26 protein-coding genes are annotated in these 25,841 nt (G+C 46.9%); 12 read left to right on the plus strand and 14 right to left on the minus strand.

From position 1 onward, the window contains the following. Positions 1 to 2 precede the first annotated feature (2 nt). Complete coding sequence (epsC, locus tag MZO40_RS01210) at positions 3 to 536, plus strand: serine O-acetyltransferase EpsC (RefSeq protein WP_105960660.1); 534 nt, start codon at positions 3 to 5, stop codon at positions 534 to 536. Positions 537 to 848: 312 nt separating this feature from the next. On the opposite strand, the gene MZO40_RS01215 is transcribed toward epsC, so the two are convergent. From MZO40_RS01215 to MZO40_RS01235, 5 genes are all read right to left on the minus strand, one after another. After that, positions 849 to 1,940 carry a DUF871 domain-containing protein gene (locus tag MZO40_RS01215; RefSeq protein WP_105960661.1) on the minus strand — a complete coding sequence of 364 codons (1,092 nt, stop codon included), beginning with the start codon at positions 1,938 to 1,940 and terminating at the stop codon, positions 849 to 851. Further along, positions 1,937 to 2,194 (minus strand): hypothetical protein, encoded by a 258-nt coding sequence (locus tag MZO40_RS01220; RefSeq protein WP_105920254.1) that lies wholly within the window; start codon positions 2,192 to 2,194, stop codon positions 1,937 to 1,939. Before MZO40_RS01220 ends, MZO40_RS01215 begins: the two co-directional genes overlap by 4 nt. Positions 2,195 to 2,207: 13 nt before the next feature. Then, positions 2,208 to 3,488 carry a PTS sugar transporter subunit IIC gene (locus MZO40_RS01225; RefSeq protein ID WP_252133053.1) on the minus strand — a complete coding sequence of 427 codons (1,281 nt, stop codon included), beginning with the start codon at positions 3,486 to 3,488 and terminating at the stop codon, positions 2,208 to 2,210. Between the two features lie 482 nt (positions 3,489 to 3,970). Next, complete coding sequence (locus MZO40_RS01230; RefSeq protein WP_050337883.1) at positions 3,971 to 4,519, minus strand: NADPH-dependent FMN reductase; 549 nt, start codon at positions 4,517 to 4,519, stop codon at positions 3,971 to 3,973. 214 nt (positions 4,520 to 4,733) lie between these two features. Next, positions 4,734 to 6,080, minus strand: coding sequence for a DUF2252 domain-containing protein (locus MZO40_RS01235; protein ID WP_003637478.1), 1,347 nt, complete (start codon positions 6,078 to 6,080; stop codon positions 4,734 to 4,736). Between the two features lie 220 nt (positions 6,081 to 6,300). Between MZO40_RS01235 and ndk the strand changes: the two genes are divergently transcribed. Both ndk and MZO40_RS01245 read left to right on the plus strand, forming a co-directional pair. After that, positions 6,301 to 6,765, plus strand: coding sequence for a nucleoside-diphosphate kinase (ndk, locus tag MZO40_RS01240; protein ID WP_003637477.1), 465 nt, complete (start codon positions 6,301 to 6,303; stop codon positions 6,763 to 6,765). Positions 6,766 to 6,995: 230 nt separating this feature from the next. Continuing rightward, a complete protein-coding gene (locus MZO40_RS01245; RefSeq protein WP_050337885.1) occupies positions 6,996 to 7,397 on the plus strand; it encodes a hypothetical protein in 402 nt (133 codons plus the stop codon). A 1,150-nt stretch (positions 7,398 to 8,547) separates the two neighbouring features. Here the strand turns inward: MZO40_RS01245 and MZO40_RS01250 are convergent. Further along, positions 8,548 to 9,072, minus strand: a complete 525-nt coding sequence (locus MZO40_RS01250; protein ID WP_101872686.1) for a hypothetical protein — start codon at positions 9,070 to 9,072, stop codon at positions 8,548 to 8,550. 477 nt (positions 9,073 to 9,549) lie between these two features. Here MZO40_RS01250 and MZO40_RS01255 point away from each other — a divergent pair, with 477 nt between their 5' ends. Next, complete coding sequence (locus MZO40_RS01255; RefSeq protein ID WP_105961230.1) at positions 9,550 to 9,882, plus strand: hypothetical protein; 333 nt, start codon at positions 9,550 to 9,552, stop codon at positions 9,880 to 9,882. A gap of 216 nt (positions 9,883 to 10,098) precedes the next feature. Here the strand turns inward: MZO40_RS01255 and trxA are convergent, their stop codons facing one another. Beyond that, positions 10,099 to 10,431, minus strand: a complete 333-nt coding sequence (gene trxA / locus MZO40_RS01260; RefSeq protein WP_050337889.1) for a thioredoxin — start codon at positions 10,429 to 10,431, stop codon at positions 10,099 to 10,101. A gap of 180 nt (positions 10,432 to 10,611) precedes the next feature. Here trxA and MZO40_RS01265 point away from each other — a divergent pair, with 180 nt between their 5' ends. Further along, positions 10,612 to 11,178, plus strand: coding sequence for a MerR family transcriptional regulator (locus MZO40_RS01265; RefSeq protein ID WP_105961231.1), 567 nt, complete (start codon positions 10,612 to 10,614; stop codon positions 11,176 to 11,178). Positions 11,179 to 11,468: 290 nt separating this feature from the next. Here the strand turns inward: MZO40_RS01265 and MZO40_RS01270 are convergent, their stop codons facing one another. The 4 genes from MZO40_RS01270 to MZO40_RS01285 are packed head-to-tail and all read right to left on the minus strand — an operon-like array spanning position 11,469 to position 17,046. Further along, positions 11,469 to 12,626, minus strand: coding sequence for a mannitol-1-phosphate 5-dehydrogenase (locus MZO40_RS01270; protein ID WP_003637471.1), 1,158 nt, complete (start codon positions 12,624 to 12,626; stop codon positions 11,469 to 11,471). A 1-nt stretch (position 12,627) separates the two neighbouring features. Next, a complete protein-coding gene (locus MZO40_RS01275) occupies positions 12,628 to 13,077 on the minus strand; it encodes a PTS sugar transporter subunit IIA (RefSeq protein ID WP_003637470.1) in 450 nt (149 codons plus the stop codon). 14 nt (positions 13,078 to 13,091) lie between these two features. Further along, entirely contained in the window at positions 13,092 to 15,167 is a 2,076-nt protein-coding gene (locus MZO40_RS01280) for a BglG family transcription antiterminator (protein ID WP_252133054.1), read from the minus strand. Positions 15,168 to 15,204: 37 nt separating this feature from the next. Continuing rightward, positions 15,205 to 17,046: a PTS mannitol-specific transporter subunit IIBC gene (locus MZO40_RS01285; RefSeq protein WP_252133055.1), complete on the minus strand. Its 1,842-nt coding sequence runs from the start codon at positions 17,044 to 17,046 to the stop codon at positions 15,205 to 15,207. 363 nt (positions 17,047 to 17,409) lie between these two features. On the opposite strand from MZO40_RS01285, the gene MZO40_RS01290 reads away from it, so the two are divergent. After that, entirely contained in the window at positions 17,410 to 18,825 is a 1,416-nt protein-coding gene (locus tag MZO40_RS01290) for a C69 family dipeptidase (RefSeq protein ID WP_101872681.1), read from the plus strand. 304 nt (positions 18,826 to 19,129) lie between these two features. Here MZO40_RS01290 and MZO40_RS01295 read toward each other — a convergent pair whose 3' ends face one another. Then, on the minus strand, positions 19,130 to 19,573 hold the full coding sequence (locus MZO40_RS01295) for a VOC family protein (RefSeq protein ID WP_225083509.1): 444 nt from the start codon (positions 19,571 to 19,573) through the stop codon (positions 19,130 to 19,132). A 55-nt stretch (positions 19,574 to 19,628) separates the two neighbouring features. Continuing rightward, a complete protein-coding gene (locus MZO40_RS01300) occupies positions 19,629 to 19,895 on the minus strand; it encodes a hypothetical protein (RefSeq protein WP_003637465.1) in 267 nt (88 codons plus the stop codon). Positions 19,896 to 20,122: 227 nt separating this feature from the next. On the opposite strand from MZO40_RS01300, the gene MZO40_RS01305 reads away from it, so the two are divergent. The 3 genes from MZO40_RS01305 (at position 20,123) to MZO40_RS01315 (ending at position 22,420) form a co-directional block, all read left to right on the plus strand. Continuing rightward, positions 20,123 to 20,722: a TetR/AcrR family transcriptional regulator gene (locus tag MZO40_RS01305; protein ID WP_105961233.1), complete on the plus strand. Its 600-nt coding sequence runs from the start codon at positions 20,123 to 20,125 to the stop codon at positions 20,720 to 20,722. A 318-nt stretch (positions 20,723 to 21,040) separates the two neighbouring features. Continuing rightward, positions 21,041 to 21,259 (plus strand): hypothetical protein, encoded by a 219-nt coding sequence (locus tag MZO40_RS01310; protein WP_133305819.1) that lies wholly within the window; start codon positions 21,041 to 21,043, stop codon positions 21,257 to 21,259. A 177-nt stretch (positions 21,260 to 21,436) separates the two neighbouring features. Next, positions 21,437 to 22,420 carry a S41 family peptidase gene (locus tag MZO40_RS01315; protein WP_105961234.1) on the plus strand — a complete coding sequence of 328 codons (984 nt, stop codon included), beginning with the start codon at positions 21,437 to 21,439 and terminating at the stop codon, positions 22,418 to 22,420. A 235-nt stretch (positions 22,421 to 22,655) separates the two neighbouring features. On the opposite strand, the gene MZO40_RS01320 is transcribed toward MZO40_RS01315, so the two are convergent. Continuing rightward, entirely contained in the window at positions 22,656 to 23,369 is a 714-nt protein-coding gene (locus MZO40_RS01320) for a glucosamine-6-phosphate deaminase (protein ID WP_003637462.1), read from the minus strand. A gap of 345 nt (positions 23,370 to 23,714) precedes the next feature. Between MZO40_RS01320 and MZO40_RS01325 the strand changes: the two genes are divergently transcribed. The 3 genes from MZO40_RS01325 (at position 23,715) to greA (ending at position 24,927) form a co-directional block, all read left to right on the plus strand. Then, positions 23,715 to 23,945: a helix-turn-helix transcriptional regulator gene (locus tag MZO40_RS01325; protein WP_050337900.1), complete on the plus strand. Its 231-nt coding sequence runs from the start codon at positions 23,715 to 23,717 to the stop codon at positions 23,943 to 23,945. A gap of 12 nt (positions 23,946 to 23,957) precedes the next feature. Then, positions 23,958 to 24,377: a hypothetical protein gene (locus MZO40_RS01330; protein WP_122217607.1), complete on the plus strand. Its 420-nt coding sequence runs from the start codon at positions 23,958 to 23,960 to the stop codon at positions 24,375 to 24,377. A gap of 79 nt (positions 24,378 to 24,456) precedes the next feature. After that, positions 24,457 to 24,927 carry a transcription elongation factor GreA gene (gene greA / locus MZO40_RS01335; RefSeq protein WP_105961236.1) on the plus strand — a complete coding sequence of 157 codons (471 nt, stop codon included), beginning with the start codon at positions 24,457 to 24,459 and terminating at the stop codon, positions 24,925 to 24,927. Positions 24,928 to 25,841 lie beyond the last annotated feature (914 nt).

A 25,841-nucleotide genomic window follows, 5' to 3' on the forward strand; every position in this document is an offset into this window, starting at 1 on the left:
CGATGTGGCAGACAGCACGTGCAATTCTAAAGCGCGACCCCGCGGCCACTAATCTCCGCACGGTCCTACTCACCTATCCCGGCTTACACGCGCTCGCTTGGCATCGCCTAGCCCACTACTGCGAGCGGCACCATTGGTCGTTACTGGCTGCCCTCATTAGCCAACACGCGGCGCATCGGACGGGTATTTTGATTCATCCGGCTGCTCAAATTGGCCAGCGCGTCTTCATTGATCACGGCATCGGCACCGTCATCGGAGCAACAGCCGTCATCGAAGACGATGTCACCCTACTGCACGGCGTGACGCTCGGAGCACGCCAGGCTGGGCAGACTGGGCAGCGTCATCCGCATATTGGGGCCGGTGCATTCATCGGTGCCAACGCCCAAATCTTAGGTCCAATCTCGATTGGCGTCCACAGCAAGGTCGGTGCTGGCGCCATCGTCTTGACCAACGTCCCAGCTTACGCCACCGCAGTCGGTAATCCCGCTAGAATCATCAATGCACAACTCCACGCTTATCATCAGGCCGTCCAGTGACAGCTAATTTTAGAGACTGACGAATTAGAACTGACGAAAAGGCGATTCAGCTTATCCTGAATCGCCTTTTTGCGTACAATCTTCACGATACAAAACTACTCACCTGAGTCTCAGTACAGATCCGTCCGACAGCCCAATCTGAGGTTAACCTGTCAGTCACTGGTCCGTGACGCTAACCGTGCAACTGACAAGGCTCAACAGACCCGCAAGACCTGTCGCAATGCCTGTGCCGACCCGAATCTGGCATCCAACAAACCGCTATGGTCTCGTAGCGAATCAAATCAGCCGCAGTTATCTGAATCAGCAACTCCCCTAGTCAGCGGCGACAAATGCAAATTTCGCCCAAGGGCCAACAGCGTCTAACAGAACGAGTTGGTCTGGCGCAATCGTCGCGACTAAGTTCTTGCGCTGATCTTGATGGGGTTGTAACACGATTTGAAGTTCATTTTGATACTTGCCAAATTGGTCGTTTCCGATGACGACATCACCGCGTTGAAACGTGTGCCGGTCCTCATTGACTGGATTGGCGTCATGATACCGTTTGCGGACCGCTGTCGACCGAATGGTTAGGTCATTAATATCCCCGCGCCGTTCATGCAAGTTATCCAGTAAAATCTGTCGTTCCACCGGATGGCTCGCCGCGGTAGGTGTCACCGTAAACGTCAAGTGGTAGCGGTTCAGTCGTCCCAACTGTTGCAAGTCCGTCTGTGAAGCGTAGGCGTTCCCAATAATGGCACTGTCGATCAGTCCGGTCGAAAATAGATGCTGGACCTGAACTGCGAGTGGCCAATCACGATGCATTTCTAAGGTCGGTAAACCGTCATTGATGTCCCACGGTCCGATGGTCGCTCCCGGTGCCGTAACGAAGGCTGCTGTCTCAATGCCCGCACGTTTGAACCGCTGGGAACACGCAATGAAGAAATCAAGGGGCAGACCAGTTCCGCGCTGTGGATAAAAGTTATGGCAACCATAAAGAAACGGCTGATTCGCACCGTACGTCAAAATATTAGGCAAGTATTCGACGTCGTTACTCATGTTCAACTCCAAATCAAGTCCTGGCGGGTTATAAGACATCCAAGCTTCTTCGTGCCCATCAAAGCCCGCATCTAGCCGCAGCGCGTCCGCTCCCAGTGACGCGAAATAACTCAAATCCTGATACGATACGCCTAGCTGGTCAAAGATATTGGGCGCGACATCGAGCGTCGTCTTGAAGCCGAGCTGGTGCGCGTGCTGAATCAGCCGTTGATATTTTTCCGTAACACGTGTTTTACCATCTTGTACTTCCAGCATGCTAACGAACAAACGTGTAAAACCAGCCTGTGCGGCAATGTCTAAGTAAGCGCGATCCTGCTCAAAATCACTGTGGTCTGGATATAGCGAAATTCCTAAAGTCCGTTTCGTCATTCACGTTTCCCCCGTTCTAGCGCCTCAAAGGCTTGCAAGTAGCGATTCGCAATCACAGTAGCCAAGTAAATCGTTGTGACGACCGTTATCATCACTGGTAGGTGCCACCAAGCGACTAGGCCAATCACGACCAGTAGACTCGCTAATGCCCGCCAGACAATGTGCCGGTGTCGCAAGTAACCTGGAATCAACCCCCGATTGACCAGCCATTCGCTAACAATCAGTGGCACAGCTAACATCAATAATCCCAACACGTGCATGAACCCCCTATTCTTTGCTCAATTGCTGTTTTTCAAACACTTTGAAGAATGGATAGTAGATGATCAGGTCAATCACAAAATTGACACAGGATAAAATCAGCGCCGGCACGCTCCAGTTGGTGCTGACAAACGCGCCAAGCGGTCCCGGAACGGTAAATGGCAGCCGCGCCATCATCATCGGCACTACGCCGGTAATCGTTAGGACGTAGCTCAACGTACCCGTGATGAGTGGGCCAACAATAAAAGGAATCCCTAAGATCGGGTTCATCACGATTGGCGCCCCAAATACAATCGGTTCGTTAATATTGAATAGGCCGGGCAACAGGGATAGTTTATTACCCAAGTCGCGCAGATAGGTCGATTTGGAGGAGATGAACAACACCACCAGGGCCAAAGTTCCCCCGGCACCCCCAATCCAAATGAACCACTGTAAAAATTGCTCGGTAAAAATCGTGGATAAGTTATGCGCGCTCGTCCCGCTCGTAAATTCACTCATATTTTGGGCAATCGACATTTCCCAAAACGGCCGAATGACCGGGTCCATGATTGCCGCTCCGTGAATCCCCAGGGTCCAAAAACCGGTAATCAGGAAAATCGTCAGTAAGCCACCAAATAAGCTATTACCGACTAACACCCCTTTTAAAGGCATCAATAGTGAACTTAAGAATGAAGAAATATTGAAATCAAAGACATAGCGAATCACCCAAAATAGTATCAAAATCACCGCGGCGGGCACCAGCGCGACAAACGAATTCGAGACTTCTGGTGGGACACCTTCTGGCATTTTGATCGTAATATTGCGGTTTTTCAAATAGCGAAAGATTTCGACGGTCAATAGGCCGGTAATAATTGACCCAAAGAGGGACGACGCGCTCAGGTTCGCAATGTTGATATAACGACCAGTACTGATGACATCGCTCACATTTTTGGTCACGTGCACCGGAACCGCTGTCGACACGAGGAAGGCGAGAATCGCCAGAATCCCGTTAGTTAACTTATCTAACTGATAACTTTCAGCTAGTGACGACGCAATCCCAAACGTTGCGTATAGTGCTAAAATCCCGACCGTATAGCGAAATGGCACGTCGAGAATTTCTGCATAGGGTGCTAAAAAATTAGCCACTGCTTCAATCGGCATATTGTTCAGAATGGTGAAGAACGACCCAACGATCGTTAGCGGTAGCGTGGAAATAATTCCTTTCCGAATCGCTGTCATATGGCGCTGGGTCCCCACTTTATTCGCCACTGGCAGTACTTTGGCATTCAGTAAATTGATAAAGTTATCCATATCGTTCCTATTAGCCAACTATGGTGAACGCAAAATGCGTCAGGCTATTTTGCGTCAAGAAAGATTGCATCCTTTCTTTCAATCATTTATGCCCATCAAGTTGATTGACGAAACCACTACAACGGTCCTCACCGTGACACGGATTGACCCCCTTCAATCCGCCACCATATCACTTTCTTATGGATTGTCTGGCATCCGCCCCGGCAACGTTGCGACCACGACATTGCAGAATTTACAGGACCTCCTTTTGTCACACATCATATCATGTGACCGTTACCGCGTAAAAGATAGTGAAGCCTAAATTGTACACCAGTCTGATGGGTCGCTAAATCGGCCAAAGATCCGGCAATCAGTCGCTTCTGCCATCATTGATGACGCCCCAAAAAAGCTCCCGATAATCAGTGATCGATTATCGGGAGCCTAATATTAGTCATTTTCTGCAATTAGCAGTGACCGTCTTTTAATGTTAAATCCGGCTTTAACTAGTCCACGAACTTAGCAGCAAATTCGCTAAATTGCTTCCCGGCACCAGCTAAGAACTTTTGAGTGCCTTCATTCGTGATTTGGCCGTTTTCATCCGCCAACTTGTCGGTGTTACCAATGTATAATTCTGGTTGTTGCATCGTTGGCATGTCTAAGAAGACTAAGGATTGACGCAAAACATGGTGTGCCAAAACGCCGGAGATGCCGGAGATTGATTGTGAAGCAACCAAGGCTGGTTTGCCACCCCAAACACTTTGACCCCATGGACGTGACGCAACATCCAACGCATTCTTCAATGCTGCGGGGATGCTACGGTTGTGTTCTGGTGTGACAAAGATGAAGGCGTCTTGAGCAGCCACGGCTTCACGGAATTCCGTGTATTCTGCAGGTGAATCTGCATCGTAGTCTTGGTTGTACAGTGGTAACTTAGCGATGTTGAGATAAGTCACTTCTGCATCAGCTGGTAAGCCAGCAACGATTGCATCCGCAACCCCTTTAGAATAAGAATTTTTACGAATAGAACCTACGATTACACCATATTTAGTCATTATCAAACAATCCTTTCAAAATTAATTTCTTCATTTCACTTACTAATAGTAAGTATATCAAGTTGATTCAAAAGTGCAACCTTTTTCACCCATTAATTTTAACAGTCAGACCCATCATTCGTCATAAATGTTGATATATCAATGTTTATCAACATTAAAAAAACGGCCCACAACGGTCTGACCCGGTGAGTCGCACTAATCAACATGTTTGGTGTTATCCTTCTAAGAAATCTTGATAGTCATTATCGACCTGCGTCACGTACGCGGCCGCCCATTTCGCCATGGCTTCATCAAATTTGGTCGAGTGACCAACGTAGCCGCGAATCATGGCTGCCGTCGGACTTTGGGCATGGGCTTTCGCCAGAATCATGGCACAAGTGTTGGCATAGGCCTGGAATTGGCCCCAATCCAACGTTGGAATGTCGATCGACTCCTTCATGTCCCGGAACTGACGCACATAGAAGCTCTTGTCTCCCACTTGGAAATAACCTAAGAACGCATCCGACGTCGCTTGCAAAATCCGCTGGGAGCTCACGATCCGTTGTCCTTCCGTCAATTCCATCGCCGCCGTCAATGCTGGCCGTGACCGACTACCGACTTGCCGCGTGGGCAGCGCTTCCTTGATTTGAAGGACCAGATGGCTACCGTCCGTACTCGTCAATAAGACTAAGTAGCATAAGGAACCGAAGCTACCGACCCCGACACTATGCCGAATGATGTCCGTCACTTCGTATTGTGAGAGCAACAAAGCGACATCCGTTCGCACATTCAACAAATAATCCTGAATCCCCACTTTCAAGTCATGGGTCGTCTGACGATCAACGTGGACCGAGCGCGGCGCATTTTCCTTAAATTGGCGTTCACCGCGGCTATTGGTCACGGTAAACTTCCGAACGACTTGCTCAGAATTCCGTTTTTGAGCCTTTTTGACCAGCCCCGCAATCAAGTCAGCGGTATCTTCTGGGGCCCCACCAAAATTCAGGACGGCTTGCACTTCATTGTCGCGATAAAAGCGGTCGAGCGTCGTCTGGTCAAACATCCGTTGAAGTGCATCTCGGTAACTCGCACTTGCGGCCTGAACCAGCTTTTCAACTTTTTTGGGCTTAAAATTGGAATCGCGAGCCGCGAGAAAAATGCTCACGAGTAAGCGCCGTAAATCCCATTCCCAGGGATGGACGCCAGCTTCATCGAAGTCATTCAAGTCAAAGACTAAGCGGCGTTCCGGTGAGGCGTAGAAGCCAAAATTACCGAGATGGGCATCGCCACAAACGACGGCTGGAATCTCGGTCGACGCCTGGTAGTCCAAGTCATAATCCATTAATTCCACGGACCCCCGAAAAAAGGCAAAGGCCGACGCTGACATACGTTCACGCCGCAATGGCAGCAGTTCAGGAACTAACATCTCACGTACATGGCGGAGGTAGTCACCAGCGTTCCGTTTTACTGGAGTGAAAACACCTAATTGTTCAAATGACGTGACTTGGCGCCGGGCCTTCCCAAGCGCAATCAATTCGGCGACCGTGTGATGTTGCCGAATATGTGTTAAATCAAGTGGTGGCATGGTATCAAATCCTTTTAAAATTGTTTTAATTGTAAGTCGTCATTCGCCGTCGCAATATGTTATTATTGCGGTGGTCGCGTCCTAATTATTAAACAGCTTATCTTAATTTACAAGCGATTTTCATCATAAAACGGTGATTCTAGTTGACGTGTTCCCTAAAGTCACCTACAATTTAAAGTATAAATGATACCGCTTTCAAAAAGCGAGGAGGTCACGTATTATGGCAAATTCTGAAAAAACACTAGTCCTAGTTAAACCCGATGGTGTCAGTGAAGGACACATCGGTGAGGTCATCACTCGGTTAGAACGTAAAGGTTATCAAATTGCCGCCTTGAAGGTGATTAAAGCGACTGCTGAACAACTCCAACAACATTACAGCGAAAAAGTCGGCAAACCATACTTTAAGGAAATCGAGACCTATATGATGGAAGGCCCAATGGTAGCCATTATTGTGAGTGGCTCCGGCGTCGTCAAAGCCGTCCACCGGCTTGCTGGGAGCACCCGGCCAGCTGAAGCGCAACCCGGCACCATTCGGGGTGACTACGCTCATGAATATCCAGATGGTATCTTGAGAAACATCATTCATACCTCAGATAGTCGTGAAAACGCCCATCACGAAATCGCCATTTGGTTCCCTGAACTGGCGGTTAAGGCGCGTAAAGCTGAAGCCAAAGTGAAGGCTTAACTCACGCACCAATCAAGTTAGACTGATAAGATCAAAACCCGCGTCCAGCACCACTCGGACGCGGGTTTTCTGTTTGCTGATGACGACCAACTGCCACTACGTTAGTAAAACTTCCGAAGTTAACCGGTAAAGTAACCCAACTAACCGCCCCAATCCGTCGAAATCTTCGCACTAATTGTTCGTACTGGTTATGATTAAACCAATCAACTAATTGGTTTGGGGGAATCATTATGAATTTAGTCGTTGGACCATACGTAAGGCGGCCACGTGCCACCAAGACAGCCACTATCAATACGAGTAAGTTTTCGATGTTCAACTCACTACGGCGCATCGACGAATGTCTGGCACTCATCAAACGAACCGGTACACCCGGCCTGACCGATTCCACTGCGACACTCGGATTGAATCTGACCCATTTGATGGGCTTAAATGTCATCGTGACTAGCAATCATCGGAGCTTCACAATTATTGTCCAGGGCCGGCAGAATACCTTTACCTTGACTGGCTGCATCATTGAAGACACCTTCCACAACATGGCACACCCGCTGCGGACGGATTACCTTATTTCATTGAACCGGCAACTCATCACTAATAGCGATGACTTGATTGAGCAATTGTATGACCACTATTAATCAGCACCACCTCATCAATTAGGGACAAGCAACCGCCACTCAGATCTTTCTGAGTCCGGCATGGTTTGTCCCGATTTTTTTGTGTAGTGCTTTCAGAGTGCGAGGTTCAGACGGGTTGGGATTGAGGATTAGCCTAGCTAGAGTGTTAAGCGTTGACTTTCCGCTTGGCGTTCTGGCGTAGCTAACCGGAAGTCCCAGTCTGACCCGAACACGTTTCGGCAATGTTGCATAGAACGTGGAATGCCAGTTCTTAAGTTCAAAAGCAGCCAGCTGAGGCCCGCTGGAAACAATGCGAGTTTGTGTAAAATGGCGGTTTTGTGAACGTCCTACACCGGCTTCCAGGCATTTCTGACAACGCTGGAACGCGATGGACACAGATTTAAGCCGACAACCCACGTCTTAAATACTGGTCTTCCACTAACCAAGCCAAAAACGCTTGCTAAGTGGAATTTCATCGCTGAGCATTGTCAGAAACACCTTCCAGCCGGGGATGGTATTCGAAAGGCGGACATGTGCAGACTCAACTTTTGATGAACTGTTCGTTGGTTCATAGTAAACAGTCATTTTGATATTTAACAGTCAGACTAGTTTTCGGTAATATCGAAGTTACCTATTCGTATTTTTAGTCCGCATCACTGAGCATCGGCATAATTTTCACTAGTCGTCTGAGATGCACGCCTTGAATTCTAAACGAAAAATACTTTTGGTACCTAACTGCAAGAATGACTTTGTCTGAAACTGTCAATGATTTTCAGACCATGTCTTCGGTACTTAAACACCATAAATCGTCATTAACGCTGATTTAAAAAAGTTTGCTCGAAGGACCTGTCTCCTAATTATTCAATGGCCAATTGTACCCAGATAGGTGGCCGTTCATCCGCCATTCGAGCGGGTTCCCGACTGGCCGGCCCGCCGGACAATGCTCAAGGGCGAAGTTCTTCTTGTCCGGGCGGTTTTCCCGGGCTAGAAGAAGACTCGTATTTGAAATTGCGCAGTGGGTTTCTGCGTGAGTTCAAATCGATGTCCGCCCTGTTCCAGCGTTGTCAGCCAGCCCCGGAAGTCGGAATAAGGAGATCACTGGCTGACGAACAACAATCCAAACCGGCATGCCTTATAACAAATCAAGTCGCATAGTGCCGTATTAGACCGTCTAAATAATGAGTTGTACGACCTTGAGTAGTGTCGTGCGGTGTTTTGGGCTTGCCTGCGTATTGACGCGCACTGCTTGGGATTTCGCTGGGCTTGATTCCATGGGGGTAATCATCACCGTATTATCCGCATTGTGGGCATAGGTCACGCGATTATTCATGTCTTGGTGGTCGTCGCTATAGACTTGAATCATCGGCTTATTGTAGACAGCGCTACGCGGGTTTTCGGGCTGGATACGTTGCCCGGCCGCAATCTGTCGAATATGTAATGGTATGTCTTCGTCAATGACCCGGGGGCCTTTCACATGCAACCAGACTTGGGCCGCTTCAACCTTGGTGGCAGAAAAGTCACTCAGTTGGCGTGGACGAACGATTTTAAGATGATTCGCTTCACGATGGCGTGACTGGCGCTGTTGACTGATGCGCTGACCACTGGCAACTTGCCGATTATATTGCACTTGTTCCCACACTAATGCGACCCCAAATAAGACGATCCCCAGACGTAATGCCCATATTAATTTCTTCATGTTAACCCCTCTCATCGCCGTTTTCATTCCTACTAACTTAGCATAGCTCAACGAATTATATAGGCCGTCTCACTGACCGTTTAATTATTAACAACGGCGCTCCCGTTAGCTCGCGGTTAAGCGGCCATCCTCACGCTAAACTATTAACGATTCCTAACTTGACAGACTTTGAAAATTATCATGAAAATTAGTTTCTAAATCACGACTTTCTTAATAGGATTACAAATGAATTGATGACTGTGTTACGCTGGTATTAGCGAGGTGCGTTCGTTTGATTAGCCAATCGTGTCGATTTAGTGATTGCCAGCGCGCAACCATCGTTTTTAGCAATTGTGTCATTCAATCGAGCTGGTGAGCCGAATGCACCGGCATCTTACAAGTTACGTTAAGTCGTGTACCGACTCCGAATATCCCCGGCACAGCTCCCTATCAGCCGCACCACGCAACCGACAACATTAAACCACAAGGAGGACTCAGATGACTACGTTCAAGAATCCCTTAATCTTCACGCCCTATCTACTCGCTATTCTAGGCATCCTATCGATGCTGATCAATCCAGTTGTGACCATCGTGATTTCAATTCTAATGTGGTTGGTTTCAATCATCATTCCGTGGCGCCATCGCGAACAGCCGGTACTCAAATATCAATTAGCGCCAGTCTGCCTGGCTGCATTGTTGCTCGAACAGTGGGCTTTCTATCCAATCGTTAGACCGCTGTGGCACACGCTGTTAATCGACCTTGCCATTCTGGGCGTCGGAAGTTTCGCCATCTGGATGCTGTACCAAACCCGCCATGATCCTAAACATTGAATGGTACGTCCCAGCTCAACTCACGCAGGCACGCGCCAAAGTTCAACTGAGCTAGTAGTCTGAACCTGAGCTGACTAACTAGGCCGTGTACCAAACGACGTCCTAATGACGCTATTCACTAAATACCTGTATCGCTGGTCACTAAAAAATCGCCGTAAGCACTTAGCTTACGGCGATTTTTTAGGTAATTATTCGGCACACGACGCTGGCTTCATCCTAATCCGCAGTGACTTCCGCCAGCTTCTGATCCAAATATTTTTTCAGAGCTGCTTGCGGATGGAACCCGACTACTTTTTCAGCGGGCTTGCCATTTTTAAAAATCACGAGTGCGGGAATACTCATAATTTCAAACTTTTCGGCAATTTCTTGATGCTGGTCCACGTCTAATGACGCAAACTTGATTTGCCCGTCATACGCGTCATCGAGCGCTTCAAGCACTGGCTCCTGCATCTTGCACGGGCCACACCAATCAGCCCAGAAATCAACCACGGTCAGCGCCGTATCGGCCGCCACGGTCTCAAAGGTCGTCTTATCTACTGGTTCAATCATATCGTAATCCTCATTTCCATTGATTTCCGTTCTATCATAGCATGTTTTACCCCTTCGAGCGGTGTTCGCGGTCTGAATCCCGAACATGGGTCACAATTTCCCCGTATATCAGTGTTTTTTACGATTAAAATTCGATATAATAGCGTTATAGAAACGATATAAGCTAAAGGAGGAATTTTTGTGTCCACACAAACACTCAGTCCTGAGCAGGACTCAGAATTAGTCGCATCGGTCGCCGCTGAACAACTCGGCATCAAGGCAGTGACGCTGCGCAAGTACAGTACCATGGTTGAAAAACAATTAAACGACGAGAACCGCTTCCGCCCGGCCGATAATAGTCATCGGTTATACAGCCCCGCGGATTTAAAGACGTTCCAAGCTGCCATCGATTTGGCAGAACAAGGTACGACGCTCGCAACGGCGCTGGGACGCGCTTTTGGAACTAAGCAAGCTGAACCGACCACAGCAGAAAAGGCTCCCAAGGCCCCGGCTGCAGCTGCTGAACAGGCTGAACCCATTGCTGAAAAGGCCACTAAGCCTGAGACGGCCACCACATCCGTTACCGATGACAAACGCGTTCCGACCGCGCGACCATCCGGCCCAACCAACACGGAATTGTATAAGCAACAGGAAATCATCATTCGCCGCCTGGACTCATTGAGCGACCGTTTGAACCAGGTCATGGCACAGTTGGACCAACAGTCCCAGCAAGCTGCCAAACCCTGGTGGCACTTCTGGGAACGCTAATCTCGTTGGATGGGACGTTAGGTTAGGTGCGTTTATGCCTCAGCTCGCATCACCAGTGCGTCTGAACAGCGCGAATTATTTTCGAGACGACTTCAACCAACACACGCCACGACGCCTATCCGTAAGTCTGCGCGGCCACTGACTACCATTAGCTACCATTAGCGGTGGTCGTAACCAACAACTGACAACGCTCAAGCCGCGAGCACAAAAGGACGTGCATCCCATCACAGGGTGCACGTCCTTTTAGGCTCCTAATCACTATGGCGGTTTGTGATTAGGCCTTTTTTAAATTACTTTACGGCAGCCAAATGCTTTTCGTAAGCTGCTTTGATTTCATTGATTAAATCTTCGTCCTTCAAGTCGGTTGTTTCGCGAATGACTTGTTCGATTGGTTCATCCTTCAACAATTGTTGTAGCTTGACGCTTTCGCTGTCATTTGGATAGTTGAAGAAGAACATTTCGCCAACCGTGTCAACCAAGGCGCTGTAGTCGCGACCGCGGTCTTTCAATTCGCGGATTGGGCGAATAAAGCGTTCGTTGAAGCCTAACTTGCGGATTGGTGTCCGGCCGACCCGTTCGATATCATCTGAGATATATGGGTTTTCAAACCGGCTCAAAATCTTCTTTTGATAAGCATGGTGGACTTCAGGATCAAAGCCCCACTTTTGAATCAGCAGGTCCCCAGTCTCACCTAAGACGTGCTTAGCTTGGTCCACAACACTGTTATCCTTGACCGCTTCACCGATCGTCTTGTAGCCCTTCATGTTACCAGTGTAGGCAACCGTGGCGTGACCAGTGTTAACGGAGAAGAGTTTCCGTTCGATATATGGTTCCAAGTCGTCCGCGTAATCAACACCCTTTAATTGGATCTTAGGGTTCTTCATTTGTGACTTGTCGATGACCCATTCCTTGAATGGTTCAACAGAAACGAACAATGGATCGTCGTGCTTTTGAAGTGGCACGATCCGGTCGACCGCCGCATTTGGGAAGCCGGCATTTTGATCGGCCCAAGCTTGTTCGTCAGCATTCAATGATTCGTAGACGGACTTCTTCAATGATTGGCTCCCACCAATCATGTTTTCACACGCAATAATGTCGATTGGCGTGGTGTTGTTATTGGCTTGCCGTAACTTTAACCCGTCGGCAATCAATGGTGCGATGAACTTCAGAATCTTAGGTCCAATCGCAGTCGTGACCATATCGGCTTGGGCAATTTCTTCAGCAACCGCCTTAGGATCCTTACCGTTGTTAATGCCTTTAACATCGTGAACTTCAATGTGTTCTTGGCCTTCTGCAGCCAATTCAATGGTGTAACCATTCCGTTTGTTCAATTCGTCAATCAAAGTATCATTAACATCAACGAAAGTAATCTTAAACCCGTTGTCTGCCAAGGTTTCGCCAATGAAGCCCCGACCAATGTTCCCTGCGCCAAAATGTACGTCTAACATGCTAATCAACTTCCTTTAATAGATTTATGATTTCATCTTCAGATTGAGCGTCCGCTAACTTGGCAACGTTGGCTACGTCGCTGCAGTATATCGCAATCTGAGATAAGAGGTTCAAGTGTTCGCCGTTCAAACCCGCGATGCCGAAGATGACCGTTACAGTCTTATCATCGTCGTCATCGTCTGGGTTTCCCCAGCTCACACCCATTGGTACTTGGACCACTGAGATCCCGGTCTTTTTAATGTACTTCATGCCATCTTCAGTACCATGGGGGATGGCAATGAAATTACCCATATAAACGGAAACATCTTGATTACGTGCCTGCATGGCATCGATGTATTCCGGTTCCACACAACCGCCATCGACCAATAGTTGACCGGCTAAGCGGATGCCTTCTTCTTGCGTTGCGACTTGTTGGTTCAACGCAATCATTTTCTTATCTAAAGCTTCCATTATTTTCACCTACGCTATTTCGTTAGTTCGTTCAAAAATGCTGTACTAATTAACTGATAAAGTTGCTGGCGGTCACCGGTCATAAAGGTCTGCGTGTTCTTGCGGCTTTCGATGACCAGCGCACTCAGCTTACCCATCAGCCGATTTTCAAAATCACTGATATTAGCGGGGCCGAGCATTAACACGATCCGCTGTAACCGAATGGATTGGTTATCCATACTCTTAAAAGGTAACGGTTGGTCGAGTTCGAAGATTGCACAATAGGGTGCGGTGACTTCCTGACTCAACGTGTGCACGAGCGCCAAATTCGTATTCGGAATGCCCACTGGCGCTAGTCCTAAACGGTGTAACAACCGCCCCGCTACCTCTAAGGGGTCATGAATCAGATTAGGATCAATATGCCGCGTGATTTTAACCAAGGTCTCCGCAATCGTCTCATCCTCATTTCGAATCGGCGTGATGGTGAAGCGGTCTAGGATTTGCTTGGCAACCGTCATTTGTTGGTAGACGGTATCAAAATCAAGCGTGGTGGTCGTTGGTTCATCGGTTGGAGACTCGACCACCTTGGTACTTGGAAAATACTGATGAATATATTCCCGCAATGCCGTGACTTCGTTCTCCAACAAGAGTGGACTGACCACCCGGTAGTTCAACTTGAATCCTGGTAGACTCGTCGTCGAGAGGATCATGTCGAAATCTTGCAGATGAATCTGCCCCAAGCTGCCAATGCGGGCAACCTCAATCGACGTAATCTCTGGGACTAACCGGGCCAAACGCGTCTTCAAGATGCGGGCGGTCGTCATCCCATTGGGACACAGCACCAAGACTTTGAGCGATTGATGGCTCAACTGTTGTTCATAGGTGCTGGCAAAGTGAATCAGCAAGTACGTTAATTCGTCAGTCGTGAAGTTCTGGTCGGTAAAGACTTGGAAAAAGCCGCGGACCACCGCTGAATACAACTTTGGATATTGCTCCCGAACTTCTTGAAGTTCAGAGCTCGGTGGTACCGGTCCGCTGACCCCGTTGCGTTGCAAAGCAATCTGCATGTGCGCCGTGAGGTTATTCAGCAATCGGTCATCCGTCCCAAACGACCAATCGAAGTTCGTCGCAACCGCATCAATGAATTGTTTGACCTGATACGTGAGTTGCAAATTGTAATTCGATAATGAGGCGTCCTGGTCGATGCGGAAGGTCAATCCCTTGATCTGCTGGGCCAAAAAGTCAATTTCTGCACCCGTGACCAACGCTTTGATCTGCTCTGGTAGCTGCGTCATAATCGCCAACGCGATCCGCTGATACTTCAAGAAATCATCGCGGTTGATGCCCCGCAAGTACGTCACGCGCTGCTGATGTTGCAAGCGCATGATGCCCGTCGTCAGGGTGATGATCAACTGTTGGAGCTGACCATCGGGGACCGACGCAAAGTACTTCTTCTTCAATCCACGAACGGCTTGGTAACACGTAATCAATGATTGCGCATCTAGTAAATTCAAGAAATACGACTGTTCATCACTTGATGAAACGGCAAGTCCCTGATTCAACTTCCCAATCGTTTTAAAAAACTCATAGTCGTTGATTTCATTATTTAAAATGGTGGCAAAGAGATTACGAATGCTGCCCTCGGTCCCGGCAACTTGGATGCCCCGTGACTTCAGTCGTTCAATAGATAATTCGTAGTCTGCAAACGGCGTCGTCAAGGCCGTTAAATCATTTGAGATCGTCGCCACACTCACATCAAAATCAAGCGCGAGTTCTTTTAATTTTACGGCATGATCCGTCATCAACAACCGACAAGCTAAGGCATTCTGGCGCGTCTGCGAATCAAACGCCGGCGCTAGTTTGCGTCCTGCCGCCAATTGGCCTTGAAATTCAGCCAATGCCGCTGGGGACCCAGTCAGCTGAAAATGATGTTTTTCATTCACAATCTTCAAATCAGCATTCGCTAACACTAATTCCAGATTGCTAAATTCCCGATAAATCGTGCGCCGACTACTGTTGAGACCGGTTTCAATCTGACTCATTGAAAGTCCGGTGGGATTCGCCAGCAACAACTGTAACAACTCGTCTTGACGTTGTGTGAACTTAACCATGGTGCCACCTCATAATATAAATGGTATTAATATCATTTTATTTCAATTCTGATACCATCTTATCATACTTCGATGAGCTCAATAGGTCGTCAGTAATGAGGACTTGAACTTGTGTGTATCGGGTCTTCAAGTTCTTGGCCGCTTCGGCACTGGAGACCACTAACAAGCTGTTGCTGTCCGTCAATTCATCGATTCCTAAGTTCTTAACACTAACATGTTTGTTGGCCTTCTTGACGCGGTCCTTCATTAAGGACGTTGCCATCGTCGCTGTTCCCAAATGACCGTCATGGTGAACGAAGACGATTTCGTCAACAACACTTAAATCTAAGTTAGCTGGCAATGCATCCGGCGTGTCTGTAGTTGCTTGTGGTTCAGCTGCTGCAGATGCTGGGGCATCGCTAACTTGGTCGCGCGCCTTCAAGTTAACAACGACTTGATCATATTTTGGACTACTCAAGAAGTTATCAACAGCAAGGCGTAATGCATGGGGTGCTTTTTGAGCTGCCCGGTCAGCCAATTCGTTTTGCGTAATCACTAATAAACCTGGTTCGTCTTTCAAGTTGCTAATCGCCGTGTTCGTAACGGACATGTTGATTCCGGCCTTCTTGACCTTATCCCGTAAGAGCGAAGCGCCCATTGCGGATGAGCCCATTCCGGCATCGCAGGCGAAGATAATGTGGTCAACATCTTTATATGAAGCAATCACATCAGTAGGTTCAGCATCTGTTGCACTAGCAGTCGCCGTGTTACCACCCTTCATGTCGCTCATCTTACCTTGAGCAGCGGCCAAATCATCCGTATCCGTTGACTTGTCACGTTTCAAGATAATGGCGGCAACGATGAAGGAGGCTAAGGTGGCTAGGATCACACCAACTGCTAAGCCAATATAGTTACCAAGATTCTTTGGAGACATAATGAATAACATTAAAATTGAACCAGGTGATGGCGTTGATTTTAGCCCAACATTTAAAAGACTAAACGTTGCAGTACCGGTAACCCCACCAGCAATAACGGCTAAGAACAATGCTGGCTTCATTAAAACGTATGGGAAGTAAATTTCATGAATCCCACCGAAGAAATGAATAATCATGGCACTAGGTGCAGATGCTTTAGCCGTCCCTTTACCAAACAAGGCAAAGGCTAACAGAATCCCAAGACCTGGACCTGGATCAGGTTCGAGCAAGAACAGAATTGACTTACCTGCACTAGCTGCCGCTTGAATCCCAAGTGGGGTCAAAATCCCTTGGTTAATCGCATTGTTCAAGAATAAAATCTTCGCTGGTTCAATGAAGACGTTCGCCAATGGTAAAAGCTTCATTTGGATAATCCAGTTAACCCCGGCAGCCATTAATGCACTTGCGCCGGCAACGACTGGCCCAATCGCGTAATAGCCTAAAATAGCTAATAACATCCCGATGATCCCAGCGGAGAAATTGTTGACTAACATTTCAAATCCGCTCTTGATCTTATCGGAAATGGCTTCATCCCATTTCTTGATAACCCAGCCGCCTAAAGGTCCCATAATCATGGCACCAATAAACATTGGAATATTTGACCCAACAATCACACCAATCGTGGCAATCGCACCAACGACCCCACCACGATGACTGGCAATCATATTCCCACCGGTAAACGCGATTAATAATGGCAATAAATAATGAACCATTGGCTGAATCATTTTGGCCAAATCAGCATTTGGCCACCACCCACCAGCCATGAAGATGGCGGTGATTAAGCCCCAAGCAATGAAGGCACCGATGTTCGGCATAACCATGTTGCTCAGTGCACTCCCAAATTTTTGAACGCGAGCCTTGACGCCCACTTTTTTCTTTGCAACAGGAGCGCTTTGGGTTGCAGTTGTATTTACATTTTCACTCATCAGGTAAAGCTCCTTCCTTTTTCTTAACAACTTAATCATATCTATCGCGGTAAGCGGTTTCAAGAACATCTAGGTAGACCCGTGGCACAACAAACTGTGCCAAAATTAAACTCACTAATTCACAAAAATTGAATTTGGCGCAGGTTCGATAAACGCCGACACAACAACAAGTAAAGTGTTTTCATTCGGAAGAACTTTTCGAACATGATTGCGGTTTCACAAGTCGATTTGAGGATTCAGCACCCATTTCGGCGCATTCAAGACTCACCGTTTTCTCATTTTAAACGCTGGAAAATCAAATTGCCGTTGTAATCCCTGGTCAAGCTCCTATACTTATACTTAACTAAGGAGTGACTGATTAGAATGAAAAAAGACACAGATTGTACCGAAATATTAGTTGGGAAAGCTGCCAGCATGGATGGTTCGACCATCGTAGCACGTAACGAAGACGGCTATGGCCCAATTAATCCCATTAAGTTTATTGTCCACGAAGCCCACGACCAGACGAACGCCAGCTATACATCCGTGACGACCGGGGTCACTGTACCGCTACCGGACCACGCTTACCGCTATACCGCGACGCCACAGGCCGACCAGCACGATGGCCGTTATGAAGAAGCGGGCATCAACGAATTCAACGTTGGCATGAGCGCAACGGAAACGACGGCGACCAATGCCCGCGTTCTCGGCTACGATCCACTGGTCCACGATGGCGTCGACGAAGAAGCCATGGTCACCCTGGTCTTGCCTTACATCAAAAGCGCTAAGGAAGGCGTCCAACGACTAGGCGCCCTCATTGAAAAATACGGCACTGGCGAAAGTAACAGTATCGCCTTCAACGACCATGACGATATTTGGTTATTGGAAACTGCCGGCGGTCACCATTGGGGCGCGGTGCGGATGCCAGAAGACACTTACGCCATCGTTCCTAATCAGACGGTCTTGCAGGAAATGGACCTCAACGACACCGCGAACTACTTAGCCGCTAGTGATTTAGCCGACTTTGTTAACCAGTATCATTTAAATCCCAATCCAGGCCACTTTAATTTCCGTGAGATCTTTGGCACGCAAAATGAGGCGGATGCTTACTACAACACCCCTCGGACTTGGTATGGGCAAAAATTATTCAACCCAGAAATCGCACAAAATCCGACCGACCAAGACATGCCGTTGTTCCGGCACCCAAGTAAAAAACTAGCGATTGAAGACGTTCAATTCTTCCTGTCTTCACATTACAATGGGACCCCTTACGACCCATTTGGCACTTTTGCTTCGGGTGACCACCGCGAACAAACGCGGTACCGGTCAATTGCGATGGACCGCAACCAATGCTCGTCCATTCTCCAAATTCGCAATGACGTCCCTGCTGAGCAGGCGGCCATTCAATGGATCGCGATGGGCTTCTTCGCCTACGCACCCTACGTCCCATTCTTTACGAATATCAACGACACGCCGCTGGACTACCGCAATACGACTGGCACCGTCGACGTCGATAACGTGTACTGGCTGTCGAAGACCCTCTCCGTTCTAATCGAACCGCACTGGCATGAATTTGCTGAGACGGTCAATGCTTATCGCGACGGCTGCCAATCCTATGCACGGGGCCGGGTCGCCGCAACCGACGCCGCGCTCACTGGCGATGCCACGACATTTTTAACCCAGGCCAACGCTGAAACAGCTGGTGAAATTTCAAAGCGGACCCACGCTTTGTTCGACACGCTGGTTAAGCAAGGCTTGTTGTTATCGAAAACGACTTGGGAAAAAGGACAGAACTTGTAAGGCGTACTGTTCGGATATCTCCGCCGTATGCTGACTCGCCATATTCTGTCACGTTAGAATTAGCAGTCAATTTAAAAACGACCTTCAATTTTGAAGGTCGTTTTAGTTTGTCGTCAGCTTTCAGTGTCTTTTATTCGGGTTTCATTTATCATGTGCCGAACGATAACCATGTTGTTCCCGATAATCCCAACAAAAAAAGCAATCCAACATTCCCAAATCGCTCAGGAATCTTAGATTGCATTCATGTCGTATGACGGCTAATCGCAATAACTGACATCACCCAAAAGAGGCGCTAGATTGGGCTTTACGATTGTTGCATGATTTGAATTTCCATTCCCCAAGGGGTCGTGATGTAGAAGAACCCCAACGGCCCCATCTCTCTGACCGTGACATTCGGTTGGTGTTCAAAATAGGCTTTTGCTTCCGATAAATCGCTGACCGTGATGGCGAGATGTGCGGCCCCAACGTCAGCGGGATTCAGTTGCGGATCAACTTGTCGTGGGGCGGACCACTGAACCAGTTCAATCTTACGACCACCATACTGTAGAAAGGCCGCACCTTCCATTACTGCACCCGTATGAACGCCAAAGTACCGTGTCAGACTGTCATCTGCTGGTTGCATCCGTCCGGGACGTTGCAGGACTTCAAACCCCAACACATCCACGAAAAAATTAACTGCGGCGTCGATGTCTGGAACAACAAATCCCGAATGGTCAATTGTCCCTGTGAAAATAGTTGCTTTCGTCATCTGATCAGACCCTTTCATCTACATTCAACCTACATTCTCCTAATAACGATGGCGTCTATTGTGCTTGCTTAGTCGCATGCCGATAACCGAAGTAGAACTGCAGTAAGGCCAACAGCACATTTACCCAGTTCAATAGTTCAAACCAAATATGGAGGCCCGCAACTGGTGCGGCACCATAGAATGCCCAGAATCCCCAAACAACGGCAATCACGTTAATCCATGCAAACGTTTTTTGTAACCCTGGCTTATCTAGAGCAAACCACATCCAGATAACATTAATAACAAACCAAATTGCTAAAATCCAAAAAGTCCAAGTATACATTTCAATTACCTCTAATCTTTTAATTTAAAGGGAATAACGCCGGCTTCCTTTCAACAACATCATCATAGGAGATTCCAACCGAATTTACGACTGTCAAAATAAGAGCAGTTGTCCGCTTTCAAACAGTTTGGCTTCAAGTGTTCGAAAACGAACAAATTTTCATAAAATTATCGAATATGCTATACTTAATTTATTACTACTAATTATGATCAATTAAGGGAGCTACCATGCCAAAAGATGTCCGTAGAATCAAAACCGAACGTGATATTCAAACTGCTTTCCTAGACTTGCTCAAAACTAAAAAATTTCGTCAAATTACGATTGCCGACATTTGTCAACAATCCTTAACGAGTCGCTCAACGTTTTATAGCCATTACCTCGACAAATATGATTTATTAGATAAAATGGTCGCCCATTACAGCACAATGTTCACACAAAAAGTTCGGCCACACTTTCAATTGATTATTGATGGTAACTTTGATGAACTCATGCAAAGTATTTGGGTGCTCTTAGATGAAAATCAACAAGCGATTCATATTTTATTTACCGTCCATGAGCCAGAAGCTGATCTAAAAGTCAATTTTCAACAGATTCTACATAATGGCTGGAAGCATTACATTGAAGCACAGTCACTAACTCAGGTGACGCCAATTGACCTGATTGCGGATATGGCAGCTAATTTGCAGATGACACTGTTGGAGTGGGTTATCCAACACGGTTCAAAACAGTTACCAAACGTCATTAGCTCTTTTAACGCACTCATCCAGACGATTCGGCCTCAAATTATCAAGAACAATGCGTTAGAATCGCCATCTAAAAAGGCGTAGGTAACGGTCACATGCCACCGCGCACTACTTTGTTAATTACCCCGGTCGAGCCCAATCTCAAGAGCCAAACCTTCATTCACTATTTTCGGCGCCGTCTTTGAAAGTCTGACGCCCCTTCAAAATGTCGTCACAAACTCGATTAGCGTTTGTGACGACATTTTTTGAGTTGACGTATTAAGAGGCCATGATAGGGTCGTTAGACTGATTGACGATTACTCACTGAAAACTTTGTGAAAACAGGTTGTTAAGGGAGACGATTAGCGGGATGATGTAAGCGGTTGCTTAAGCAAAATGATATTTTTAGGGGGATTTTTTCATATGAAAACAAAAGTATTAAGACTTCTACTTACAGTGGGTGCAGGCAGTCTGTTCTTGTTTACGTCTGCCTTGAATTCACAAGCTGCTACTTGGCCGAAGACGGCTTTTCCATCTGGAATTCCGACACCACACGGATCTGGTGGACTTTACCACGGTTCGTGTCCAGCAGGCAATCATGGCGCTTATGCAGGTGGTGGCAATCTGTATTGTCATCGCTAATCAGGTCTGTGCTCAGATATGATGTCAGCACATTCTAAACTGTTAGAAATGATATAAGCACGTTCTAAAATGTTAGTGACTAACTGAAGTCGCTACGCCACCAACCATTTACGTCAGTCATGCACCTAGACTGTCATTTTTGGCCGGTAATTGACTTTTGATAAGGATTTGAATGGTATGACTTTAAGTTTGACGCGGTATTTCAAAATCAGCTTGTTGGGATTAGTAATTTTACTGGCGGGTTGTCACCATCAGCCCACCGCCACGGATAATCTCGAAGCCCCGGCAGTTATTTCAGAGATGAGTAAACATGGCATTATTGAGCAACCTAAGCAGTGGTCAGCGTTAGTAAAACAGACGAATCACGGAAAAAACGTCAAGACCGTGCGTGAATTAAGTGCAATTTTGCAACAAGGAAATCGGCATTCGTTTGCGACAGATTCTCCAAAAGCATTGGAACAACTTAATTATCCGTCAATTTCAAACATTGACGGGTATCAAGTGCTGAATGTGCCAACGTTCTTTTCGGCCGATAGTAAAAAAACCAACAAGTATCAGCAACAACTGCGCAACCTACTGAAAACCGTTAGTCATCAGCAAACGATTATTTTGAATTTTGCGCACAATCAAGGTGGGGACTATTACCCCATGATTGCCGGATTAGCCGCAATCATCCCTAAAGGTGTCCTGTGGTCTGAAGTTGACAATGCTGACCATGGCAAGCAAGTCGTGATGACGGCCACACAAATTCACGGTGGCTTGCTTAGCAACAGCTATCGCTTTCCAGCCAGTCATGCGGCCATTCACAAGCAAGTCGTGGTCATCACGGATTCTCGAACAGGTAGCGCGGCTGAGATGACGATCATGGCTTTGAAACGAAATCCGCAAGTGACTACGATTGGCGTCCCAACAGCTGGTTATACTAGTGTCAATAAAGGGCGCGTCGCAAAATCGAAAAAGACAGCCGCTATCCTGACCATTGGAACAATCACTAGCCCTGTCAAAATTGGCAATCAACGGCATTTTAATAACGAACCGCTTAAGCCGGATCTCACAACAATGTATGCCCCGATTTCTCCTGCTAAGGGTGAACAGTATCAGAAGCAACAACCCCTAGATACAGATTTTTGGCACGAATTAGAAAAGCACTTATCCGAATAAGGCAATCAACATCCGTCAAGAAATGTTTAATACCAGTCTTTGACGGGTATTTAGGTTACGCTCGATTTAAAATTAGCCTACTAGTCGCCACTTCAATTACGGCGACCAATCAACCCAAAAAAACAGCTTCACTACGGCTAACTACCGCGGTGAAGCTGTTAAAAAATCATTCTATCCCATTCGTCAATTCAACGCGTGCTAACACGCATCGTTGCAAATGGCTTTTAAATTCAGTTTAGTACTTCTTGCTTAACTTGCTTGCAGCCGCTTCGTCAATAATAACGGTAACGTCTGGGTGGTTTTGCAAGATACTTGCTGGTAAGTCAACCGTGTCTGGGCCTTCAATCATGCCCTTAACGGCATCCGCCTTGTTTTCACCGAATGCTTCAAGCAATAAGTGCTTGCTCTTCATGATGGAAGCTAAGCCCATTGAGAAGGCTTGCTTAGGCACATCATTTTCGCTAGCGAAGAACCGCGCGTTGGCTTCGATCGTTGATTCAGTCAAGTCAACCACGTGCGTCGTAATGTCGCGAGGGGTCCCTGGTTCGTTAAAACCAATGTGACCGTTACGGCCGATTCCTAAGATTTGTAAGTCGATTGGGTGTTCGTCAATTACTTTGTCGTAACGCTTAACTTCAGCTTCTGGGTCTGAAGCTAAACCGTTTGGCAAGAATGATTCCTTAAATGGCTTGTCATTGAACAAATGAGTTTGCATGAAGTATTTATAACTTTGGTCGTTGTCTGGTGCAATCCCAACGTATTCATCCAAGTTAACGGATGTGCAGTCACTGAAATCTAAATCACTATTTACGATTTCTTTGTAAGTTGTAACGGGTGTCGAACCAGTTGCCAACCCAAATACTTTCGCACCATTATCTAAAGCATTCTTAAATACTTTGTAGCCTTCCTTACCGCCGGCAGCTTGATCCTTTACTACGATAACTTTCATAATTAACTGACTCCCTCTTTGTTTGGTATAGTCCAATTGTATATTGGTCTAGACTAAAATACAAGAGATTTGTTTAAAAAATCCAATTTAATTTTCTTGCAATCGTTACCATCTTTAAGCTATCAGTCTAAACTACCTTAATAATTTAATTGTATTTTCTGATAACTTTGCCTATACTTAACTTGTTCGTAACTCCGTGGAACGTGAGAAATTCCACGACTAGCCAAGGCTGCAAAGTCATTGGCTATTTTTTTTGGCGTCATCTTTGTCGTCAACGTTTGCCAGTTGTCCAAACCAATCAATTCCGGTTGTCAGTCACCTGACCTGCGTTTATACTAAGGACAAATGGAACATATATTTTACATCGGAGGAAAATTCGTGGACAATCACGTCAAAGCATTTCGTTTAGCGGCGGGGCTTTCTCAAAAAGAACTCGCCAACCTTACTGGCATCACCCGGCAGACTTTAAGCCTGATTGAAAAAGGCACTTATAATCCCTCATTGAAGCTCTGTCTCAACCTCTGTTATGCACTCCACCAAACACTGGATACCGTCTTTTGGATCGACCCAAGTTAGGAGGTCTCAATCATGAGGAAGATTCGCGACGAACGTTTAATTTTACAAAATTTCAAGAACATCCGCACAACGTTATTGATTGAAAATAGTGTCATTTTACTGATTTTGCTATGGCAAGGCTGGCAAAAAAGTGACCTCTTGCACGCCTTCACGTACGACAATCCGCTGTTCCTCGTCCTCATGATTGCCGTGTTCACTATGATTGTGCTGTCCCTCAACGTGAGCACCCCAATAGAAGACAAACCGAAACGGTCATGGCGCTACCTCGGCGTAAGCGCACTCATTGAACTGGTTGGCTTCTCCGTTGGCTTTTACCTTCTGACTGCCGGTCATCATCCGTTCATCAGCCTGCTCGCAGGAGTTGTTCTGACCGCGATTACTAGCGGCATCATGCTATACAGCAATCACTTACGCAGCCGCGGTGAACAGTAGCGATTGCCTGGCCGGTACCAATTCAGTTACTTTTGCGGTAAACTATTCCCAGAAATTTAACGGATACGAGGTCTTAGCGATGGAACCAACTTTTAACAAAATGACTGCGGCCGGCTACCATGCGATTGAACAAGAAATCGAGGATTTGAAACAGCAACGGCCCGAACGAATCAAGATTCTCGCCGCGGCCGCTGCATTGGGCGACCGCTCTGAGAACGCTGAATATAGTAGCGCTAAACGCGACTTGGGCCGCTTAGAAAGTCGCCTACGTTTTCTCAACAAACAGTTACAGTATGCCCAAATCGTCCAACCCGCCGACAACGACCAACTGGATATTGGCAAGTTCGTCACCATCGAATTCCTAGACGACCATGACCAAATCACCTATCAACTCGTCGGCAAACAGGAAGCCAATCTCGAACAACAAAAAATCTCATTCACATCGCCGATCGGCCAGGCGCTCGCCAATCATACCGTGGGCGACGTGGTCACTGTGAACGCGCCGAACGGGGCTTATCAGGTTAAGGTGATCGCGGTTAAGCGCACGTAGTAAAATGGTTATATCAATCGATTGGGCGCTTATTTTTATTTTTTGGAGGACCAAAAATACACTTACCGAAGCCTATACGTGTTAAAATAAAAGCAGTGAAAAAGCCGGTACGCGAATACCGACTTGAATCAAGGCCCGCTCTAAGAGCAGTTGGCTTTAAAATTTAGATAACCAAAAAACAGTCACCTAATACCTGCCAAAGTTTTGCCAAAGTTTTGGGGTGGCTATTTTTCGTTTCTAGCGTTCCATATCTGATACATCACTAGTGTGAGGCTCAAAATGATCTGCAAAAAAGCAAGCCAAACAGGTAAAGTGACCACGCCTGAAAAACTTGATGACCATGGCCAAATCACCTATCAACTCGTCGGTAAACGAGAAGCCAATCTTGAACAACCAAGGATTTCATTCACATCGGCCAGGCGCTCGCCAATCATACCGTTGGCGACGTGTTTACTTTGAGTGCGCCGAACTGGGATTATCAGGTTAAGATGATTGCGATTAAGCGCGCGTAATAAAGTAGTTATATCAATCGATTGGGCGCTTATTTTGATTTTTTTGAATCAAAAATATACTTCCCGAAACATATACGTGTTAAAATAAAGACAGTAAAAAAGCCGGTACGCGAATACCGACTTGAAACAAGGCCCGCTCTAAGAGCAGTTGGCTTTAACATTTGAACAACTAAAAAACAGTCACCCAGTTACTTGCCAAAGTTTTGGGGTGGCTATTTTTTGTTTCTGGCGTTCCATACCTGATACATCGCTAGTGCGATGCTCAAAATGATCTGCAAAAATGCAAACCAAACAGGTAAAGTGACCACGGCTGAAAACCTTTCCTAGTGTGGGAAACGTATTTGTCATACTACCACGACCTTCCAAGATAAAAACAGCCAACCGCCCTTAAAACATACCCAT

Origin of the sequence: Lactiplantibacillus sp. B652 (genome assembly GCF_023806745.1) — a bacterium.
Taxonomy (GTDB): domain Bacteria; phylum Bacillota; class Bacilli; order Lactobacillales; family Lactobacillaceae; genus Lactiplantibacillus; species Lactiplantibacillus pentosus.

Bases quoted from the DNA above. Each gene is read 5' to 3' on its own strand.
- epsC (WP_105960660.1), top strand. From the start codon at position 3: ATGTGGCAGACAGCACGTGCAATTCTAAAGCGCGACCCCGCGGCCACT.
- MZO40_RS01215 (WP_105960661.1), bottom strand. From the start codon at position 1,940: ATGACGAAACGGACTTTAGGAATTTCGCTATATCCAGACCACAGTGAT.
- MZO40_RS01225 (WP_252133053.1), bottom strand. From the start codon at position 3,488: ATGGATAACTTTATCAATTTACTGAATGCCAAAGTACTGCCAGTGGCG.
- MZO40_RS01230 (WP_050337883.1), bottom strand. From the start codon at position 4,519: ATGACTAAATATGGTGTAATCGTAGGTTCTATTCGTAAAAATTCTTAT.
- MZO40_RS01235 (WP_003637478.1), bottom strand. From the start codon at position 6,080: ATGCCACCACTTGATTTAACACATATTCGGCAACATCACACGGTCGCC.
- ndk (WP_003637477.1), top strand. From the start codon at position 6,301: ATGGCAAATTCTGAAAAAACACTAGTCCTAGTTAAACCCGATGGTGTC.
- MZO40_RS01245 (WP_050337885.1), top strand. From the start codon at position 6,996: ATGAATTTAGTCGTTGGACCATACGTAAGGCGGCCACGTGCCACCAAG.
- MZO40_RS01250 (WP_101872686.1), bottom strand. From the start codon at position 9,072: ATGAAGAAATTAATATGGGCATTACGTCTGGGGATCGTCTTATTTGGG.
- MZO40_RS01255 (WP_105961230.1), top strand. From the start codon at position 9,550: ATGACTACGTTCAAGAATCCCTTAATCTTCACGCCCTATCTACTCGCT.
- trxA (WP_050337889.1), bottom strand. From the start codon at position 10,431: ATGATTGAACCAGTAGATAAGACGACCTTTGAGACCGTGGCGGCCGAT.
- MZO40_RS01270 (WP_003637471.1), bottom strand. From the start codon at position 12,626: ATGTTAGACGTACATTTTGGCGCAGGGAACATTGGTCGGGGCTTCATT.
- MZO40_RS01275 (WP_003637470.1), bottom strand. From the start codon at position 13,077: ATGGAAGCTTTAGATAAGAAAATGATTGCGTTGAACCAACAAGTCGCA.
- MZO40_RS01280 (WP_252133054.1), bottom strand. From the start codon at position 15,167: ATGGTTAAGTTCACACAACGTCAAGACGAGTTGTTACAGTTGTTGCTG.
- MZO40_RS01285 (WP_252133055.1), bottom strand. From the start codon at position 17,046: ATGAGTGAAAATGTAAATACAACTGCAACCCAAAGCGCTCCTGTTGCA.
- MZO40_RS01290 (WP_101872681.1), top strand. From the start codon at position 17,410: ATGAAAAAAGACACAGATTGTACCGAAATATTAGTTGGGAAAGCTGCC.
- MZO40_RS01295 (WP_225083509.1), bottom strand. From the start codon at position 19,573: ATGACGAAAGCAACTATTTTCACAGGGACAATTGACCATTCGGGATTT.
- MZO40_RS01300 (WP_003637465.1), bottom strand. From the start codon at position 19,895: ATGTATACTTGGACTTTTTGGATTTTAGCAATTTGGTTTGTTATTAAT.
- MZO40_RS01305 (WP_105961233.1), top strand. From the start codon at position 20,123: ATGCCAAAAGATGTCCGTAGAATCAAAACCGAACGTGATATTCAAACT.
- MZO40_RS01310 (WP_133305819.1), top strand. From the start codon at position 21,041: ATGAAAACAAAAGTATTAAGACTTCTACTTACAGTGGGTGCAGGCAGT.
- MZO40_RS01315 (WP_105961234.1), top strand. From the start codon at position 21,437: ATGACTTTAAGTTTGACGCGGTATTTCAAAATCAGCTTGTTGGGATTA.
- MZO40_RS01320 (WP_003637462.1), bottom strand. From the start codon at position 23,369: ATGAAAGTTATCGTAGTAAAGGATCAAGCTGCCGGCGGTAAGGAAGGC.
- MZO40_RS01325 (WP_050337900.1), top strand. From the start codon at position 23,715: ATGGAACATATATTTTACATCGGAGGAAAATTCGTGGACAATCACGTC.
- MZO40_RS01330 (WP_122217607.1), top strand. From the start codon at position 23,958: ATGAGGAAGATTCGCGACGAACGTTTAATTTTACAAAATTTCAAGAAC.
- greA (WP_105961236.1), top strand. From the start codon at position 24,457: ATGGAACCAACTTTTAACAAAATGACTGCGGCCGGCTACCATGCGATT.